The 15,676-nt window shown below is 60.1% G+C and carries 17 protein-coding genes; 16 read left to right on the top strand and 1 reads right to left on the bottom strand.

What is annotated here, in order from left to right; translation table 11 throughout:
* The first annotated feature begins 26 nt into the window (after positions 1-26).
* From guaA to ACQUTG_RS08485, 5 genes are all read left to right on the top strand, one after another.
* On the top strand, positions 27-1,604 hold the full coding sequence (gene guaA / locus ACQUTG_RS08505; RefSeq protein ID WP_428918988.1) for a glutamine-hydrolyzing GMP synthase: 1,578 nt from the start codon (positions 27-29) through the stop codon (positions 1,602-1,604).
* A gap of 164 nt (positions 1,605-1,768) precedes the next feature.
* Positions 1,769-2,272: a tRNA adenosine(34) deaminase TadA gene (gene tadA, locus ACQUTG_RS08500; protein WP_428918987.1), complete on the top strand. Its 504-nt coding sequence runs from the start codon at positions 1,769-1,771 to the stop codon at positions 2,270-2,272.
* A gap of 9 nt (positions 2,273-2,281) precedes the next feature.
* On the top strand, positions 2,282-3,277 hold the full coding sequence (gene galE, locus ACQUTG_RS08495) for a UDP-glucose 4-epimerase GalE (protein WP_428918986.1): 996 nt from the start codon (positions 2,282-2,284) through the stop codon (positions 3,275-3,277).
* A 42-nt stretch (positions 3,278-3,319) separates the two neighbouring features.
* The gene (locus ACQUTG_RS08490) at positions 3,320-4,666 is read left to right on the top strand and encodes a UDP-glucose dehydrogenase family protein (protein WP_428918985.1); all 1,347 of its coding nucleotides are present in this window, start codon (positions 3,320-3,322) and stop codon (positions 4,664-4,666) included.
* Positions 4,667-4,669: 3 nt separating this feature from the next.
* Positions 4,670-5,089, top strand: a complete 420-nt coding sequence (locus tag ACQUTG_RS08485; protein ID WP_428918984.1) for an HIT domain-containing protein — start codon at positions 4,670-4,672, stop codon at positions 5,087-5,089.
* 7 nt (positions 5,090-5,096) lie between these two features.
* Here the strand turns inward: ACQUTG_RS08485 and fabR are convergent, their stop codons facing one another.
* Positions 5,097-5,711, bottom strand: a complete 615-nt coding sequence (gene fabR, locus ACQUTG_RS08480; RefSeq protein ID WP_428918983.1) for an HTH-type transcriptional repressor FabR — start codon at positions 5,709-5,711, stop codon at positions 5,097-5,099.
* Between the two features lie 332 nt (positions 5,712-6,043).
* Between fabR and aspS the strand changes: the two genes are divergently transcribed.
* From aspS to pal, 11 genes are all read left to right on the top strand, one after another.
* Positions 6,044-7,843 carry an aspartate--tRNA ligase gene (gene aspS / locus ACQUTG_RS08475; RefSeq protein WP_428918982.1) on the top strand — a complete coding sequence of 600 codons (1,800 nt, stop codon included), beginning with the start codon at positions 6,044-6,046 and terminating at the stop codon, positions 7,841-7,843.
* A 61-nt stretch (positions 7,844-7,904) separates the two neighbouring features.
* A complete protein-coding gene (locus ACQUTG_RS08470; protein WP_428918981.1) occupies positions 7,905-8,648 on the top strand; it encodes a YebC/PmpR family DNA-binding transcriptional regulator in 744 nt (247 codons plus the stop codon).
* Between the two features lie 19 nt (positions 8,649-8,667).
* A complete protein-coding gene (gene ruvC / locus ACQUTG_RS08465) occupies positions 8,668-9,195 on the top strand; it encodes a crossover junction endodeoxyribonuclease RuvC (protein ID WP_428918980.1) in 528 nt (175 codons plus the stop codon).
* A gap of 30 nt (positions 9,196-9,225) precedes the next feature.
* A complete protein-coding gene (gene ruvA, locus ACQUTG_RS08460; RefSeq protein WP_428918979.1) occupies positions 9,226-9,858 on the top strand; it encodes a Holliday junction branch migration protein RuvA in 633 nt (210 codons plus the stop codon).
* A gap of 148 nt (positions 9,859-10,006) precedes the next feature.
* A complete protein-coding gene (gene ruvB, locus ACQUTG_RS08455; protein ID WP_428918978.1) occupies positions 10,007-11,038 on the top strand; it encodes a Holliday junction branch migration DNA helicase RuvB in 1,032 nt (343 codons plus the stop codon).
* The gene (ybgC, locus tag ACQUTG_RS08450) at positions 11,031-11,492 is read left to right on the top strand and encodes a tol-pal system-associated acyl-CoA thioesterase (RefSeq protein WP_428918977.1); all 462 of its coding nucleotides are present in this window, start codon (positions 11,031-11,033) and stop codon (positions 11,490-11,492) included. The genes ruvB and ybgC overlap by 8 nt, the downstream gene beginning before the upstream one ends.
* Before the next feature lie 3 nt (positions 11,493-11,495).
* On the top strand, positions 11,496-12,185 hold the full coding sequence (gene tolQ, locus ACQUTG_RS08445) for a protein TolQ (protein ID WP_428918976.1): 690 nt from the start codon (positions 11,496-11,498) through the stop codon (positions 12,183-12,185).
* Positions 12,186-12,216: 31 nt separating this feature from the next.
* Entirely contained in the window at positions 12,217-12,663 is a 447-nt protein-coding gene (gene tolR, locus ACQUTG_RS08440) for a protein TolR (protein WP_428918975.1), read from the top strand.
* A gap of 22 nt (positions 12,664-12,685) precedes the next feature.
* Positions 12,686-13,726, top strand: a complete 1,041-nt coding sequence (gene tolA, locus ACQUTG_RS08435; protein ID WP_428918974.1) for a cell envelope integrity protein TolA — start codon at positions 12,686-12,688, stop codon at positions 13,724-13,726.
* 16 nt (positions 13,727-13,742) lie between these two features.
* On the top strand, positions 13,743-15,056 hold the full coding sequence (tolB, locus tag ACQUTG_RS08430) for a Tol-Pal system beta propeller repeat protein TolB (RefSeq protein ID WP_428918973.1): 1,314 nt from the start codon (positions 13,743-13,745) through the stop codon (positions 15,054-15,056).
* Between the two features lie 56 nt (positions 15,057-15,112).
* Positions 15,113-15,676: a peptidoglycan-associated lipoprotein Pal gene (gene pal, locus ACQUTG_RS08425; RefSeq protein WP_343810107.1), complete on the top strand. Its 564-nt coding sequence runs from the start codon at positions 15,113-15,115 to the stop codon at positions 15,674-15,676.

Genomic DNA, 15,676 nt, shown 5'->3' with positions numbered 1-15,676 from the left:
TTGTTTATTTGTGATCCGAGGACTCCATGGCCCAGAACATCCACGACCACCGTATCCTGATTCTTGATTTCGGTTCCCAGTACACCCAGCTGATTGCCCGCCGTATCCGGGAAATAGGCGTTTACTGTGAGATCAAGGCCTTTGATGTCACCGATGAAGAGCTCAGGGAGTTCAATCCCAAAGGCATCATTCTCGCGGGTGGACCGGAATCCGTAACCCAGTTGGGTGGTCCCCGGGCTCCGGAGGATCTCTTTGACCGCGGCATCCCTGTGCTCGGTATCTGCTACGGCATGCAGACAATGGCTGAGCAGCTTGGCGGTCGTGTGGCCAGTTCCGAAAAGCGTGAGTTCGGCTATGCCCAGGTAAAGGTGCGCGCCAAGGGCCCGCTGCTGGCGGATATTACCGACCACCTGACGCCAGCCGGGGAGTCCTTGCTGGACGTGTGGATGAGCCACGGTGACAAGGTGGTGGTCATGCCGGAAGGCTTCGAGCTGCTGGCCTCTACCGAGAGTGCGCCGATTGCAGCCATGCAGGATACCAGTCGTAATCTCTATGGTGTGCAGTTCCACCCGGAGGTAACCCATACCCTCCAGGGCAAGCGCATTCTTGAGCACTTTGTGATGGATATCTGTGGTTGTGAGGCTCTGTGGACGCCGGCCAAGATTGTGGACGATGCCGTGCGCCAGATCCGCGAGCAGGTCGGGAACGAGAAGGTGCTTCTCGGTCTCTCCGGCGGCGTGGACTCCTCGGTAACCGCAGCTCTGCTGCACAAGGCCATCGGCGACCAGCTGACCTGCGTGTTTGTCGACAACGGTTTGCTGCGTCTCCACGAGGGTGATCAGGTCATGGACATGTTCGCCAGCAACATGGGCGTGAAGGTCATCCGTGTGGACGCCGAGGACCTGTTCCTGTCCAAGCTGAAAGGCGTGGATGACCCGGAGCAGAAGCGCAAGATCATCGGTAACACCTTTATCGACGTGTTCGATGATGAGGCCGCCAATATCAAGGACGTGAACTGGCTGGCTCAGGGCACCATCTATCCGGACGTGATCGAGTCTGCCGCCTCCAAGACCGGCAAGGCGCACGTGATCAAGTCCCATCACAATGTGGGTGGTCTGCCGGAGACCATGAAAATGAAGCTGGTGGAGCCGCTCCGGGAGCTATTCAAGGATGAGGTCCGCCGGATCGGTCTCGAGCTCGGCCTGCCGTACGACATGGTCTACCGTCACCCGTTCCCGGGGCCGGGCCTGGGTGTCCGCATCCTGGGTGAGGTCAAGAAGGAGTACGCGGATATCCTCCGCCGTGCCGATGCGATCTTCCTGGAAGAGCTGCACCGGGCCGACCTGTACCACAAGACCAGCCAGGCCTTTGCGGTATTCCTCCCGGTCAAGTCAGTAGGTGTGGTTGGCGACGCCCGTCGCTACGAATATGTAGTGGCCCTGCGCGCCGTCGAGACGATCGATTTCATGACCGCCCGCTGGGCGCACCTGCCGTACGATCTTCTGGAGAAAGTCTCCAACCGGATCATCAACGAGATCAGCGGTGTATCCCGGGTGACCTATGACATCTCGTCCAAGCCGCCGGCGACCATTGAGTGGGAATGATCTGCAGCCCGGGCTGAGCGGGCAGGCATGAAGGCGGGGTCAGATGAAAGCTTTCATCTGACCCCATTTCGCGGCCCCAATTTTATCCTTCCAGTCCGGACCAGCCCCCGGGGTCAGAAGAAAGCCTTCTTCTGACCCCATTTTCATCAACCAGAATCCCGACTATGCCCCAGTCCTTAACCGACCAACACTGGATGTCCCGAGCCCTGCAGTTGGCCAAACAGGCCTCGGCGGCAGGCGAGGTCCCGGTGGGTGCCGTGGTTGTTCTGGACGGCAAAGAAATCGGAGCCGGTTTCAACGCCCCCATCTCGGGTTGCGATCCTACCGCCCACGCGGAGATCCGGGCCCTGCGCGATGCCGCCGCTCGCGTGGGCAATTACCGCTTGTCAGGGGCGACGCTTTACGTAACGCTGGAGCCGTGTACCATGTGTGTCGGAGCGATTGTGCATGGCCGCGTCAGCCGCCTGGTATACGGTGCCACGGAGCCCAAAGCGGGCGCTGTGGAATCGGCTCGCCGGACTCTGGAGGAGCCCCATCTGAACTGGGCGGTGGAAGCGACCGGGGGCGTCCTTGAACAGCAGTGCAGCGAAATCATCAGCGAATTTTTCAGTCAGCGCCGGGCGGAAATCCGGCGCCAGCGCCAGTCATTATCCTCAGGGAAGGAGTAGCCTTTACCCATGAAAGTGCTTGTCACCGGCGGAGCCGGATATATTGGAAGTCACGTGGTCCGGCAGCTGGGTGAGGCCGGTCACGATATCGTGGTTTTTGACAACCTCTCCACTGGCTACCGCTGGGCGGTGACAGCCGGCGAACTGGTGGTGGGGGATCTGGCAGACGAGGCGGCGATTGACCGGCTGTTCTCTGAGCACCAATTCGAGGCTGTGCTGCATTTTGCCGCCAACATTGTCGTGCCTGAATCCGTGTCCAATCCCCTCAAATACTACAGCAACAACACCCGCAACACCCTGAACCTGCTGAAGGCTGTCGAGCAATACCAGGTTCCGTACATGGTGTTCTCCTCCACGGCTGCAGTTTATGGCATGCCGGACCAGCAGGTCCTTACCGAAGACCTGCCGCTGGCACCGATCAATCCCTACGGCGCGTCCAAGATGATGAGCGAGCGGATGATCATGGATCTGGCAGTTGCCTCAAGTCTGAATTACGTCATCCTGCGCTATTTCAACGTCGCCGGCGCCAATCCTGACGGTCTGCTGGGGCAGGCGACTCCGGAAGCTACCCACCTGATCAAGGTGGCCAGCGAGTGTGTCACCGGACAACGGGAAGGTATGAGTGTGTTCGGCACGGACTACGACACTCGGGATGGCACCTGTATTCGCGATTACATCCACGTAGAGGATCTTGCCAAAGCCCATGTCATGGCGCTGGATTACATGGTGAACGGTGGCGAATCGAAGGTCCTGAACTGCGGTTACGGGCGGGGCTTCACCGTGCGCGAGGTCATCAATGTGGTCAAGCGGGTGTCCGGCGTGGATTTCCCGGTGACCGAGACCGATCGGCGCGCTGGCGATCCCGCCGCGTTGATGGCTGATAACACCCTGATCCGTGGCACTCTGGGGTGGGAGCCGGACTACGATGATCTGGAAACCATTGTCCGGACTGCGCTGGCCTGGGAAGCGATCTGGCAGAAGAAAAAAGCCTCCGGCGAACACTGAGTTCTGACTTTTACCCATTTGGATACGTTTGGAAAGTAACCCATGAAGATCACAATTTTCGGTACCGGATATGTTGGGCTGGTGACGGGTGCCTGCCTGGCGGACGTTGGTCACCATGTCCTGTGTATGGACGTGGACCAGGGCAAGATCGACAAACTGCGCAACGGCCTGATTCCCATCTACGAGCCGGGCCTGGACTCGATTGTCCGGCACACCGTGGAGGCGGGCCGCCTGGCTTTCACCACCGATACCGAAGAGGCGGTAAAACATGGCGCATTACAGTTCATTGCGGTAGGAACACCGCCCGATGAGGACGGTTCGGCAGACCTGCAGTACGTGACCGCCGTTGCCAAATCCATTGGCCAGTACATGGACGACTACAAGGTGGTGGTCGATAAGTCCACGGTTCCGGTCGGCACCGGCGACAAGGTTCGCGCAGCGGTGCAGGCACAGCTGGACCACCGCGGCCTTGAGCTGGAATTCGATGTGGTCTCCAACCCCGAGTTCCTTAAAGAAGGCGCGGCCATCAACGATTTCATGAAGCCGGACCGCATCATTGTCGGTACCGACAGCGAGAAGGCGGCGGATCTGCTGCGGGAAGTCTATTACCCGTTCAACCGCAGCCACGACCGGATGATCTTCATGGATATCCGTTCGGCAGAACTGACCAAATACGCCGCCAACTCCATGCTGGCAACCAAGATCAGTTTCATGAACGAAATCGCCAATCTGGCCGAGCGCCTCGGCGCCGATATCGAGGCGGTACGTCGGGGTATCGGTTCCGATCCCCGTATCGGGTACCACTTTATCTACCCCGGTTGCGGTTACGGCGGCTCCTGCTTTCCGAAGGATGTTCAGGCTCTGGCCCGTACCGCCCGTGACTGCGGTTATGACGCCCGGCTGCTGAACTCGGTGGAAGAGGTGAATTATGCCCAGAAACATGTGCTGTTCGACAAGATCAGCCATCACTTCCAGGGCAAGCTCGAGGGCAAGGTTGTTGCCCTGTGGGGACTGGCGTTCAAACCCAATACCGATGACATGCGCGAGGCCTCTTCCCGTATGCTGATGGAAGACCTCTGGAAAGCCGGTGCCTCGGTACAGGCCTTCGACCCCGAAGCCATGGAAGAAACCCAGCGCATCTACGGTGACCAGCCGGGTCTGACCCTGTGCGGAACCAAGGAGCAGGCGCTCAAGGGCGCTGATGTGCTGGCAATCTGCACCGAATGGAAGGAATTCCGTTCCCCGGATTTCGACGTGGTGGCCGCCAACCTGCGGGACCCGGTGGTCTTCGATGGTCGTAACCTGTACGAGCCGGAAATGCTCGATCGCTATGGCCTGATCTACTACGCTATCGGCCGCGGCCGTAACCAGTTCCACTCGGTGGTGTGATCGATGAGCCAGGAATTCGAGCTACATGAGCGTCTGGCGGCGGATAGCTTCCTGTTGGGCAGGACCCGCCTGTGCGAAGTGCGACTGATGAACGAGAAAACCTGGCCCTGGGTCATCCTGGTGCCGGCGATCGCCGGTATCCGGGAGATCTATGAGCTTCCGGAAGCCCAGCAGCAGAGGCTGATGACGGAGTCGTCCACGCTGAGCCGCGCCATGATGGAGGCGTTTGAAGGCGACAAGATGAACGTGGCGGCACTGGGTAACATGGTGCCGCAACTTCACGTCCACCACATCGTGCGCTTTGAAGGGGACCCGGCCTGGCCTGGGCCGGTGTGGGGGACCCAGACTCCGGTGCCCTATGAAGAAAGCGGGCTTGCCCGCATGAAACAGGCGCTGGAACCGATACTGGCAAGTCTGGCCTGAGCGGCTGTCAGCGCCTCCGGGCAAGGGTCTGTGAGCCCAGCAGGATCATCCGAAGCTCCGTTTTCAGCTTCACCTTCAGCTCTTCCTTTTCTTTCGGTGTTGCATCGAGTGCCTCCGCACCCTGGTTGAAAACCAGCGTCACCATCGCCTCGGCCACCACACGTGCGTCCGATAGCGGTTTGCCCTGTTCCTCGGCAAAGCGCCGCAGGTCGTCGGCCAGTTCCGTCACGAAGTGATCGATCTCCGCCTTCACCGCCGTCCGGAAGGGTTTTGAAACACCGGTGCGCTCCCGCAGCATTAGCCGGAACAGGTTGGCGTTGTTGCCCAGATATTCCATGAAGGTATCCACCGAGGTGGAAATGGCGCTGCCGTCCCGGGCGATACGTTTGCGGGCCTGGCGCATCAACTGGCGCAGGGCGACACCGCCTTCGTCCACCAGGGCGAGTCCGAGTTCGTCCAGTTCCGAGAAGTGGCGGTAAAAGGAGGTGGGGGCAATGCCGGCTTCGCGGGCCACTTCTCTCAGACTCAAACTGCCAAACCCCCGGTCGGCACTCAGCTGCGAGAGCGCAGCGTCCATCAATGCGCGTCGGGTTTTCAGTTTTTGCTCCGCTCTGGTGGCCAACGTCAGACTCCGTTTGTTGGTAAGAAGAGGGGCATTCTAGCCGGCTGGAACCATACAGTCATCCGGGCGGCGGATTTGCATACCAGCACGCCTGATTTTCGGCCCCATTGTGTTTATAATGGGCCGCTTTTCCAGTAAGGTCGCAAAAATTTTAGCGGCCACGAATCAAGTAGCCTCAGGTGGGGTGACCCTTTCCGAAACCTTGCGGAGCCATGGATGGCGGAGCAGAGCGTACAGGGACGTATCCACAGCGTGTTTCGGAAAGGGTCACCCCACCTGAGGCGGCAAGACACGAAAAAGTTTCGAATACATCTAACGTAACGGGAACCGGTATGCGCAGTCATTATTGCGGTGGGATCAATGAATCCCACATCGATCAGGAAGTCACACTTTGCGGATGGGTACACCGCCGTCGTGACCATGGTGGGGTTATCTTCCTGGATCTGCGAGATCGGGATGGTATGTCCCAGGTGGTTGTCGATCCGGACACCCCTGAAAGCTTCGCCCTGGCCGAAAAGGTCCGCAGCGAATTCGTCATCAAAGTCACCGGCCGCGTGCGTCGTCGCCCGGCGGGTACCGAGAACAACAACATGCCCACCGGCCAGGTGGAGTTGTTGGGCAAGGAACTGACCATCCTGAACGCTGCCGCCACACCGCCGTTCCCGCTGGATGAGCACGTGGACGTGGGCGAGGACGTACGTCTGCGCTACCGTTTCGTGGACCTGCGCCGTCCGGAGATGATCAACCGCCTGCGGTTCCGCTCCCGGGTCACCAGTTACATCCGCAACTTCCTGGACAGCCGCGGCTTCATGGACGTGGAAACCCCGATCCTGACCCGTGCAACTCCGGAAGGTGCCCGTGATTACCTGGTGCCGAGCCGCACCCACGAAGGTTCCTTCTTCGCGCTGCCGCAGTCCCCGCAGCTGTTCAAGCAGCTGCTGATGGTCTCCGGTGTCGACCGTTACTACCAGATCGCCAAGTGTTTCCGGGACGAGGACCTTCGGGCCGACCGTCAGCCGGAATTCACCCAGGTGGACATCGAGGCGTCTTTCATCGACGAGCAGGCCCTGATGGAGCTGAACGAAGACATGGTTCGTTCCCTGTTCAAGGACGTGCTCGAGGTCAGCCTGCCGGAGTTCCCGCGCATGCCGCACTCCGAGGCCATGCAGCGCTTCGGTTCCGACAAGCCGGACCTGCGTATCCCGCTGGAGCTGGTGGACGTCAATGATCTGGTCGAGAACGTAGACTTCAAGGTATTCGCCGGTCCGGCCAAGGATCCGAAGGGCCGTGTTGCCGCCCTGCGTGTACCGAAGGGTGGCGAGCTGACCCGGAAACAGATCGACGACTACACCAAGTTTGTCGGCATCTACGGCGCCAAGGGTCTGGCCTACATCAAGGTCAACGACCTGGCCAAGGGTGTGGAGGGGCTGCAGTCCCCGATCATCAAATTCCTTGGTGACGACGTCGCCCAGGCCATCATGGAGCGCGTGGGTGCGGAAGACGGCGATATCGTGTTCTTCGGTGCCGACAAGACCATGGTCGTCAACGAAGCGCTGGGCGCTCTGCGCGTGAAGCTGGGTCACGACCTGGACATGCTGACCTGCGAATGGGCGCCGCTGTGGGTTGTAGACTTCCCGATGTTCGAGGAAACCCCGGATGGTGGCCTGACTGCGATTCACCACCCGTTCACCGCGCCGTCCTGCTCACCGGAAGATCTGGCTGCGGATCCTGCCAACGCGCTGTCCCGCGCCTACGACATGGTGCTGAATGGTACCGAGCTCGGCGGCGGTTCCATCCGTATCCACGACGAGAAAATGCAGGAAGCGGTGTTCCGCATCCTGGGAATCGGTGAGGAGGAGGCCCGTGCCAAGTTCGGCTTCCTGCTGGATGCCCTGAAGTTCGGTTGCCCGCCCCACGGTGGTCTGGCGTTCGGCCTGGATCGTCTGGTCATGCTGATGACCGGTGCTTCTTCAATCCGGGACGTGATTGCCTTCCCGAAAACCCAGAGCGCGACCTGCCTGATGACCCAGGCACCGGGCGAGGTGGACGAGAAGCAGCTGCGTGAGCTGCACATCCGTCTGCGCCGTTCGGCCAAGCCGGTTGAGGGCAACAAGGCTGAGGGTGACGAGTAAATTCTGACAAGTCGGGGGCGGGCCCGCGGCCCGCTCTCCGGACGATGGACGGAGGTTAGGCATGGCTGGTCACAGTAAATGGGCCAACATCAAGCATCGCAAGGCGGCACAGGACGCCAAGCGTGGCAAGATCTTCACCAAAATCATCCGGGAACTGACCGTTGCCGCCCGCCTTGGCGGCGGCGATCCCAACGATAACCCCAGGCTCAGGGCGGTTGTCGACAAGGCCCTGACGGCCAACATGAAAAAAGACACCATCGAACGGGCGATTGAACGTGGTGCCGGTGGTGGCGATGACAGCAACTACGAAGAACTGACCTACGAAGGTTACGGTCCGGGTGGTGTGGCCATTTTTGTCGAGGCCATGACCGACAACAAGAACCGGACCGTCGCCGAGGTGCGCCACGCGTTCAACAAGTTTGGCGGCAATCTCGGAACCGATGGCTCCGTGGCCTACCTGTTCACCAAGCAGGGCATTATCAGCTACAGCCCGGACGTGGACGGCGACCGTTTAATGGAAGCGGCGCTGGAAGCCGGGGCCGAGGACCTGCAGGAACAGGAAGACGGCTCCTACGAGATTGTGACCACCCCGGAGGAGTACCTGGACGTCAAAGAGTCCCTGGTCGAGGCGGGGCTGAAGCCGGACAATTCCGAGGTCACCATGGTCCCGTCAACCCGGGTCGAACTGGACCGGGATGGGGCCGAAACCATTCTCAAGCTGATCGACATGCTTGAGGATCTGGATGACGTTCAGAACGTCTACCACAACGCGGATATCTCCGCAGACATCATGGAATCCCTGTGACCATGGCGGGAGCCTGAGCATGCCGATCATTCTCGGAGTGGATCCCGGTTCCCGAATCACCGGATACGGGGTCATTCGTGCCGAGGGTCGGGTGATCGAGTACATCGACAGCGGCTGTATCCGGGTTGGGGAAAAGCCCATGGCCGAGCGGCTCCAGACCATCTTCCACAGCCTGGCCACGCTGATTGGCGAGTATCGGCCGGAGGAGTTCGCTATCGAGCAGGTGTTCATGGCCCGCAATCCGGACTCCGCTCTCAAGCTGGGTCAGGCCCGGGGTGCCGCGATCGTCAGTGCTGCCAACAGCGGGCTGGCGGTGCACGAGTATTCCGCCCGGCAGGTCAAACAGGCGGTGGTCGGCAAGGGTGGGGCGGACAAGTCCCAGGTCCAGCATATGGTGCAGGCCCTGCTGTCACTGTCCCGCAAACCCCAGGAAGATGCGGCCGATGCCCTGGCCATTGCCCTGTGCCACGCCCATATGAGCCAGAGTGTGCTGCGCCTGGCGGGGAATGGCGGCAAGGTGCGCAGCGGTCGGGTCAGACAACAATAACCGGCTCCCAGGAGCCACAGGAGCTACCCCTTGATAGGTCGTATCCGAGGCATTCTGGTCGAAAAGACCCCCGGGCAGGCGCTGGTGGAGTGCGCCGGGCTGGGTTACGAAATCGACATTCCCTACACTACCTTCTTCCATCTGCCTGAATCGGGGCAGGAAGTGACCCTTCATACCCATTTTGCCGTACGCGAGGATGCCCAGAGCCTGTATGGGTTTGCGGCGAAGCTGGATCGGAACCTGTTCCGCCTGCTGATCAAGGTCAATGGCGTTGGACCGAAACTGGCGGTCGGAATCCTGTCCGGTCTGGATGCCCAGCAGTTCATCCGCTGTGTCGAGTCGAAGGATGCCAATGCCCTGGTCAAGCTGCCCGGTGTGGGCAAAAAAACGGCGGAACGCCTGCTTATTGAAATGGCTGACCGGATCGGGCAACTTGAAGGCCAGTTTGTGCCGATGTCGCCGGGCGCGACAGTTGCCGGTGGGCCCGCCTCCGAACAGGTAGTGACTGGCCCGGATCCGAGGGAAGAAGCCGAGGCCGCATTGATTGCCCTTGGCTACAAACCGCAGGAGGCCGCAAAAGCGATCAGTAAGGTCGCCGAGGAAGGCGCGACCAGTGAGACCCTGATTCGTCTGGCCCTGCGCAACATGATTCCAGCCGGATGACCTGACGGTAATATGTCGCCTCAGTGGCGCCAAACCTGTAGAGAGCGTAACGTGACAGTCAGGGGCCCGTTTGTACAATTGGGTCAACGTTGAATAGCAGGGCAAGGCGCACAGGCACGATGTTGATTCCCAGAGAACGGGTGATGCCATGATTGAATCCGACCGACTGATTTCAGCCGGGACCGGTGACTATGAGGAGGTCCAGGATCGGGCCATCCGTCCGACGCTGCTGTCCGAATACGTGGGCCAACCCTCGGTCCGTGAGCAGATGGAGATTTTCATCTCCGCCGCCCGCGGCCGGCAGGAGGCATTGGACCATGTGCTGATTTTCGGCCCGCCCGGTCTGGGCAAGACCACTCTGGCCAATATCATCGCCAACGAGATGGGCGTAGCCATCAAGACCACCTCCGGCCCGGTGCTGGAGAAAGCCGGCGACCTGGCCGCGATGCTCACCAATCTTGAAGAAGGCGATGTTCTCTTTATTGACGAGATCCACCGTCTGAGCGCCGCCGTTGAGGAAGTCCTGTATCCGGCCATGGAGGACTACCAGCTGGATATCATGATCGGCGAGGGTCCGGCCGCCCGCTCCATCAAGCTGGATCTGCCGCCATTCACTCTGGTTGGGGCGACTACCCGTGCCGGGCTGCTGACCTCTCCGCTGCGGGACCGTTTTGGCATCGTGCAGCGGCTCGAGTTCTACAACACCGAGGATCTGACCAATATCATCATCCGCTCGGCCCGGCTCTCCACGGTGGCGATTGATGAGGCCGGGGCCTTCGAGATTGCCCGCCGTTCCCGGGGGACGCCCCGGATCGCGAACCGGCTGCTGCGCCGGGTCAGGGATTTCGCCGAAGTACGCTCCAATGGTCGGATTACCGCTGACATAGCGGATCAGGCCCTGAACATGCTCAAGGTGGATAACCAGGGCTTCGATCACATGGATCGGCGGTTGTTGCTGGCCATGATTGAAAAGTTCGATGGCGGACCGGTGGGCGTTGAAAGCCTGGCGGCCGCGATCAGCGAGGAGCGGGGCACCATCGAGGACGTGCTGGAGCCTTTCCTGATCCAGCAGGGCTTCATGGTTCGAACACCGCGTGGACGAATGGTGACCTCCAACGCCTACCAGCACTTCGGGGTGGTGCCTCGCAGATCGGATGCCGAGGGGGACCTCTTTGACTGATCCAGCCAACGCCCAGGTCTTTGAATTACCCATCAGGGTGTATATAGAAGATACGGATGCTGGTGGAATTGTCTTCCATGCCAAGTATCTGCATTACATGGAGCGTGCCCGTACCGAATGGGTGCGCAGCTGCGGAGTCGGTCTTCGGGCCGGCCTGGCGGATAACATCAGCTACGTGGTGCAGCGGATGAACATTCACTATGCGGTGCCGGCCCGGCTGGATGACCAGTTGCTGGTCACTGCCGAGCCCGTGGCCTACGGCCGGGTCTGGATGAACTTCAGACAGCGTGTTCTGCGTGCCAGTGATCGTAAGTTGCTGTGCGAGGCGGATGTTCGCGTGGCCTGCGTGGCACTGGATACCGGCAGGCCCAGGCGCCTGCCCGAGAATATGCAGGATCTGCTGAAGCGCAATGTTCAGCACCCGGACCCAACCAACGGAACCAGCCAGGAGTAAAAGGTGGAGTCAGAACTTTCTGTATGGCATCTCATTTCAAATGCCGGGTTACTGGTACAGCTGGTCATGCTGTTGCTGGGACTGGCCTCGGTGATTTCCTGGGCCCTGATTTTCCAGCGCCTGCAGGTATTCCGGAAAGCCAGGCGAGCCCAGCTGGAATTTGAGGAACGGTTCTGGTCCGGAATGGACCTGGGGCAACTGTACCGGGAGGTCAACGCCGAGCCGACGCCATTCTCCGGGGTGGAAGCGGTGTTTCGCGCCGGCTTCAAGGAGTTCTCGCGCCTCCGGCAACAGAGCCGGGACGCCGACGCCGTCATGGAGGGCACCCAGCGCGCCATGCGCGTCGCATTCTCCCGGGAACAGGAGCGCCTTGAAACCCATCTGCCATTTCTGGCTACGGTCGGTTCCACCAGTCCCTATGTCGGCCTGTTTGGCACCGTTTGGGGGATCATGAACTCGTTCCGTGGTCTCGCACAGGTCCAGCAGGCAACTCTGGCCACGGTCGCCCCGGGTATTTCGGAAGCCCTGATTGCCACGGCCATGGGCCTTTTTGCGGCAATTCCGGCGGTTATTGCCTACAACCGCTTTTCAGCCATGTCCGATGCCTTGCTCAAGAACTATGAGACCTTCGCCGAAGAGTTCTCCAGCATTCTGCACCGTCGCGTGCATGCCAGCGAGCAGAGTGCCGCCTGATGAATGAACGCAACGACCGGAGCCGGGTGATATGAAAGGCATGGGAATGATGCCGCAGCAGCGGAAAAAGCCGATGTCGGAAATCAACGTCGTTCCGTACATCGACGTAATGCTGGTGTTGCTGGTGATCTTCATGGTGACCGCGCCCATGCTGACCCAGGGCGTGAAAGTGGATTTGCCGGAAACCACATCGGACCCTATCCAGTCTGACAAGGATGTGGAGTCGATCGTGGTCTCGGTGGACACCAACGGTGCCTACTTCATGGAAATCGGTGATGAAAGCAGTGATCCCATGTCCCTGGGGGAGGTGCGTGAACGGGTTGCGAAAATCCTGTCCCAGCGTCCCAACGGTGAGGTCCTGGTGCGCGGTGACGAACATGTGGAATACGGCACGGTGGTGCGCCTGATGGCGGAGTTGCAGGGTGCCGGTGCCACCAGCATCGGGTTGATCACCGAACCATCCCCGGATGAGAAGTGAGTCAGGAAGGCGGGGAGCTGTTGTGACGAATCGTGATCACAGGGTAATCAGTACCGGAACGCCGCCGTGGAAATCGCCGGTCGCCCTGTCGGTGTTTTTGCACCTGCTGATTGTGGTGGTGGCTCTGGCCGGCTGGTCCTGGACCAGTCCTGTTGATGAGCCGCCACCCCGCAGTATTTCGGCGCGCCTGATTACTCAGCAGCAGCCGGAGCCAAGCCCGGTGGTGGAGCCTGACGATCAGCCGGATCGTGACCAGCAGCGCCGTGCTGAAGAGGAAAAACAGAAAAAGGCGGAAGCCGAGGCCGAGCGTCGTCGCCAGGAAGAAGAGGCGCGCAGGATAGCGGAGCAGAAGGCCCGGGAAGAGGAGGCCCGTCGCAAGGCCGAGGAAGAACGCAAGAAACAGGAAGCCCTGGCGAAGGAGCGGGAAGAGGCGAAAGCCCGCGAAGCCGCCCGTCAGAAAGCAGAGGCTGAAGCCAGGGAGCGCGAGCGGCAGAAAGCCGAGGAGGAGCGCAAGCGCAAGGAAGCTGAACGGAAGAAGGCCGAGGAAGAACAGCGGCGACTGGAAGAACAGCGCAGGCAGGAAGAAGCCGAGCGTCGCCGACAGGAAGAAGAGGCCCGCAAGGAAGCCGAACGCAAGCGCCTTGAGGCCGAACGGCGCCTGAAAGAGCAGCAGCTTGAAGCTCTGGCCGAAGAATCTCGCAAGGCGAAGGAGGCCGAAGCCCGCCGTCAGCAGCAGGCCGCCGCGGCCCGGGCGAAGGAAGCGCAGATGCTCTCCGAAAGTGAGAAGTATCAGGCGCTGATCCGGGAACGGTTGAGCCAGGCGTGGTATCCGCCATCGTCGGCCACCGAAGAAATGACTGCGCGGCTGCAGATAACGTTGTTGCCGACGGGCGAACTGGCCAGTGTCAAACTTGTCAGCAGTAGTGGCAACACCGCATTCGATAATTCGGCCCTGAGTGCTGTACGCTCACTGAACCGTTATCCGATACCGGATGACAGGGAAACCTTCGAGCGTTATTTCCGTCAGTTTACTATTGAATTCAACCCGCGCCGGTTGAGATAAGGAAACAGGAAAGATCATGACAAAGCGGACCTGGACGACCTCACATAAAGCCCTGGCCGCCGCGCTGGTTGCCCTGATCATGCTGGCAACCGGGGCACGCGCCGAGCTGCTGATTCGAATCACCGAGGGCGCTGATGCCGCCCTTCCCATCTCCGTGGTGCCATTTGCGGAGAATGGTGCAATTCCGCCCGGGGACAAGGTGGCCAATATTGTCCGGGATGATCTTGCCATGAGTGGTGAGTTCCGGCCCCTGTCTCCGGAAAAGATGCTGAGCCTGCCTTCCCGTCGGGAGGAGGTGTACTTCCGGGACTGGCGTATGCTCGGCCAGCGGTACGTCCTCGTCGGTGAGCTGAGCCGGAACGGCGATAGGGTCGTTGCCCGCTATGAATTGTTCGACGTTAACCAGGAAAAACGTATTCTCGGCGAAACCGCGGCAGCATCGGTCAATGGTATGCGTACGCTTGGCCATCACATCAGTGACAAGGTGTATGAGGCGATTACTGGCGTGCCGGGGGCGTTTTCCACCAAACTGGCGTACATCACCCTCGACACTTTCAATGGCAAACCCCGGTACCGCCTGCAGGTCAGTGACGTAGACGGCAAGCGTGCACGGATCCGACTGGAAAGCCAGGAACCGATCCTGTCACCAGCCTGGTCGCCGGATGGAAAACGGCTGGCCTATGTCTCCTTCGAAACCGGCAAGCCGGCCATCTATATTCACGAGCTGTCCTCCGGCCAGCGCACCAAGGTGGCCGATTTCAAAGGTCTCAATTCTGCGCCGGCCTGGTCCGAAGACGGTCGCTCGCTGCTGATGACACTGTCCAAGGACGGTAACGCCGAGATCTACCGGATGGAGCTGGCGAGCCGGCAGCTGACCAAGCTCACCAATCACTGGGCAATCGATACCGAGGCAACCTACGACCACTCGGGTGACGGTATTTTCTTCACCTCGGATCGCTCCGGCGGACCGCAGATCTATCATATGAAATCGCCCGGCGCAGAACCCCGCCGTATTACCTTCGGCAGTCGCTATAACGCGCGGCCGCGGCCGGACAACACCGGGGACTACGTATATTACGTGCATCAGAGAAACAGCGCGTTCCATATTGCCCGCACCAATCTCAAGAACGGTGAAGAGACGGTCCTGACCCGGACCGAATCGGATGAATCACCGAGTGTGTCACCCAACGGTCGGATGCTGATCTATGCCACCAAACAGGGTGGCGACAGTGTGCTGACCGTGATCTCGGCCGATGGCGGTGCGGCATACAGCCTGCCGGCTTCGGAAGGGGATGTCCGTGAACCTGCCTGGGGGCCGATAGTTAACTGAACGCCCCGGGCTTTCGAAAGCAATCAATAAACTCAAGCCACTGAAAGGAAATGAACATGAAACTGTCAATGCACTCCAAGGTCCTCGCCATGCTGCTTTCTGCCGGTCTGTTCGCCGGTTGTAGCTCCACAGGTGAAACTGTGGGCGATGGCACCTACGATTCCGACGTTGCTCCTGTAGATGACGGCTCCACGGTCTACGGTGGTGATGATGAGGGCGGTGTGTCCTCGTCCGCGCTGACCGAAGAAGAGCGTATGGCCGCCGAAGAGCGCGCCAAGATGGAAGCCCTGCGTGACATCACCACCTTCTACTTCGATTTCGACACCGCAGAGATCAAGCCTGAAGCCCGTGACGTACTGGTGGCCCATGCCCAGTACCTGGCCAACAACCCGGGCCGGAACGTTCGCCTGGAAGGCCATGCCGACGAGCGTGGTACCAAGGAATACAACCTCGCCCTGGGTGAGCGTCGCGCCAACGCAGTGCAGCGGTTCCTGATCGTCAACGGTGCTTCACGTGGCCAGATCGAAACCGTAAGCTATGGTGAAGAAAAGCCGGCGGTCATGGGCTCCTCTGAAAGTGCCTGGGCACAGAACCGTCGGGTAGAACTGGTTTTCGACTGA

The organism is Marinobacter sp. DUT-1 (assembly GCF_050379415.1).
In the GTDB taxonomy this organism is placed as follows: domain Bacteria; phylum Pseudomonadota; class Gammaproteobacteria; order Pseudomonadales; family Oleiphilaceae; genus Marinobacter.
The sequence above is the reverse complement of the archived record's forward strand: the minus strand, read 5'-3'. Positions and strand labels throughout refer to the sequence as shown.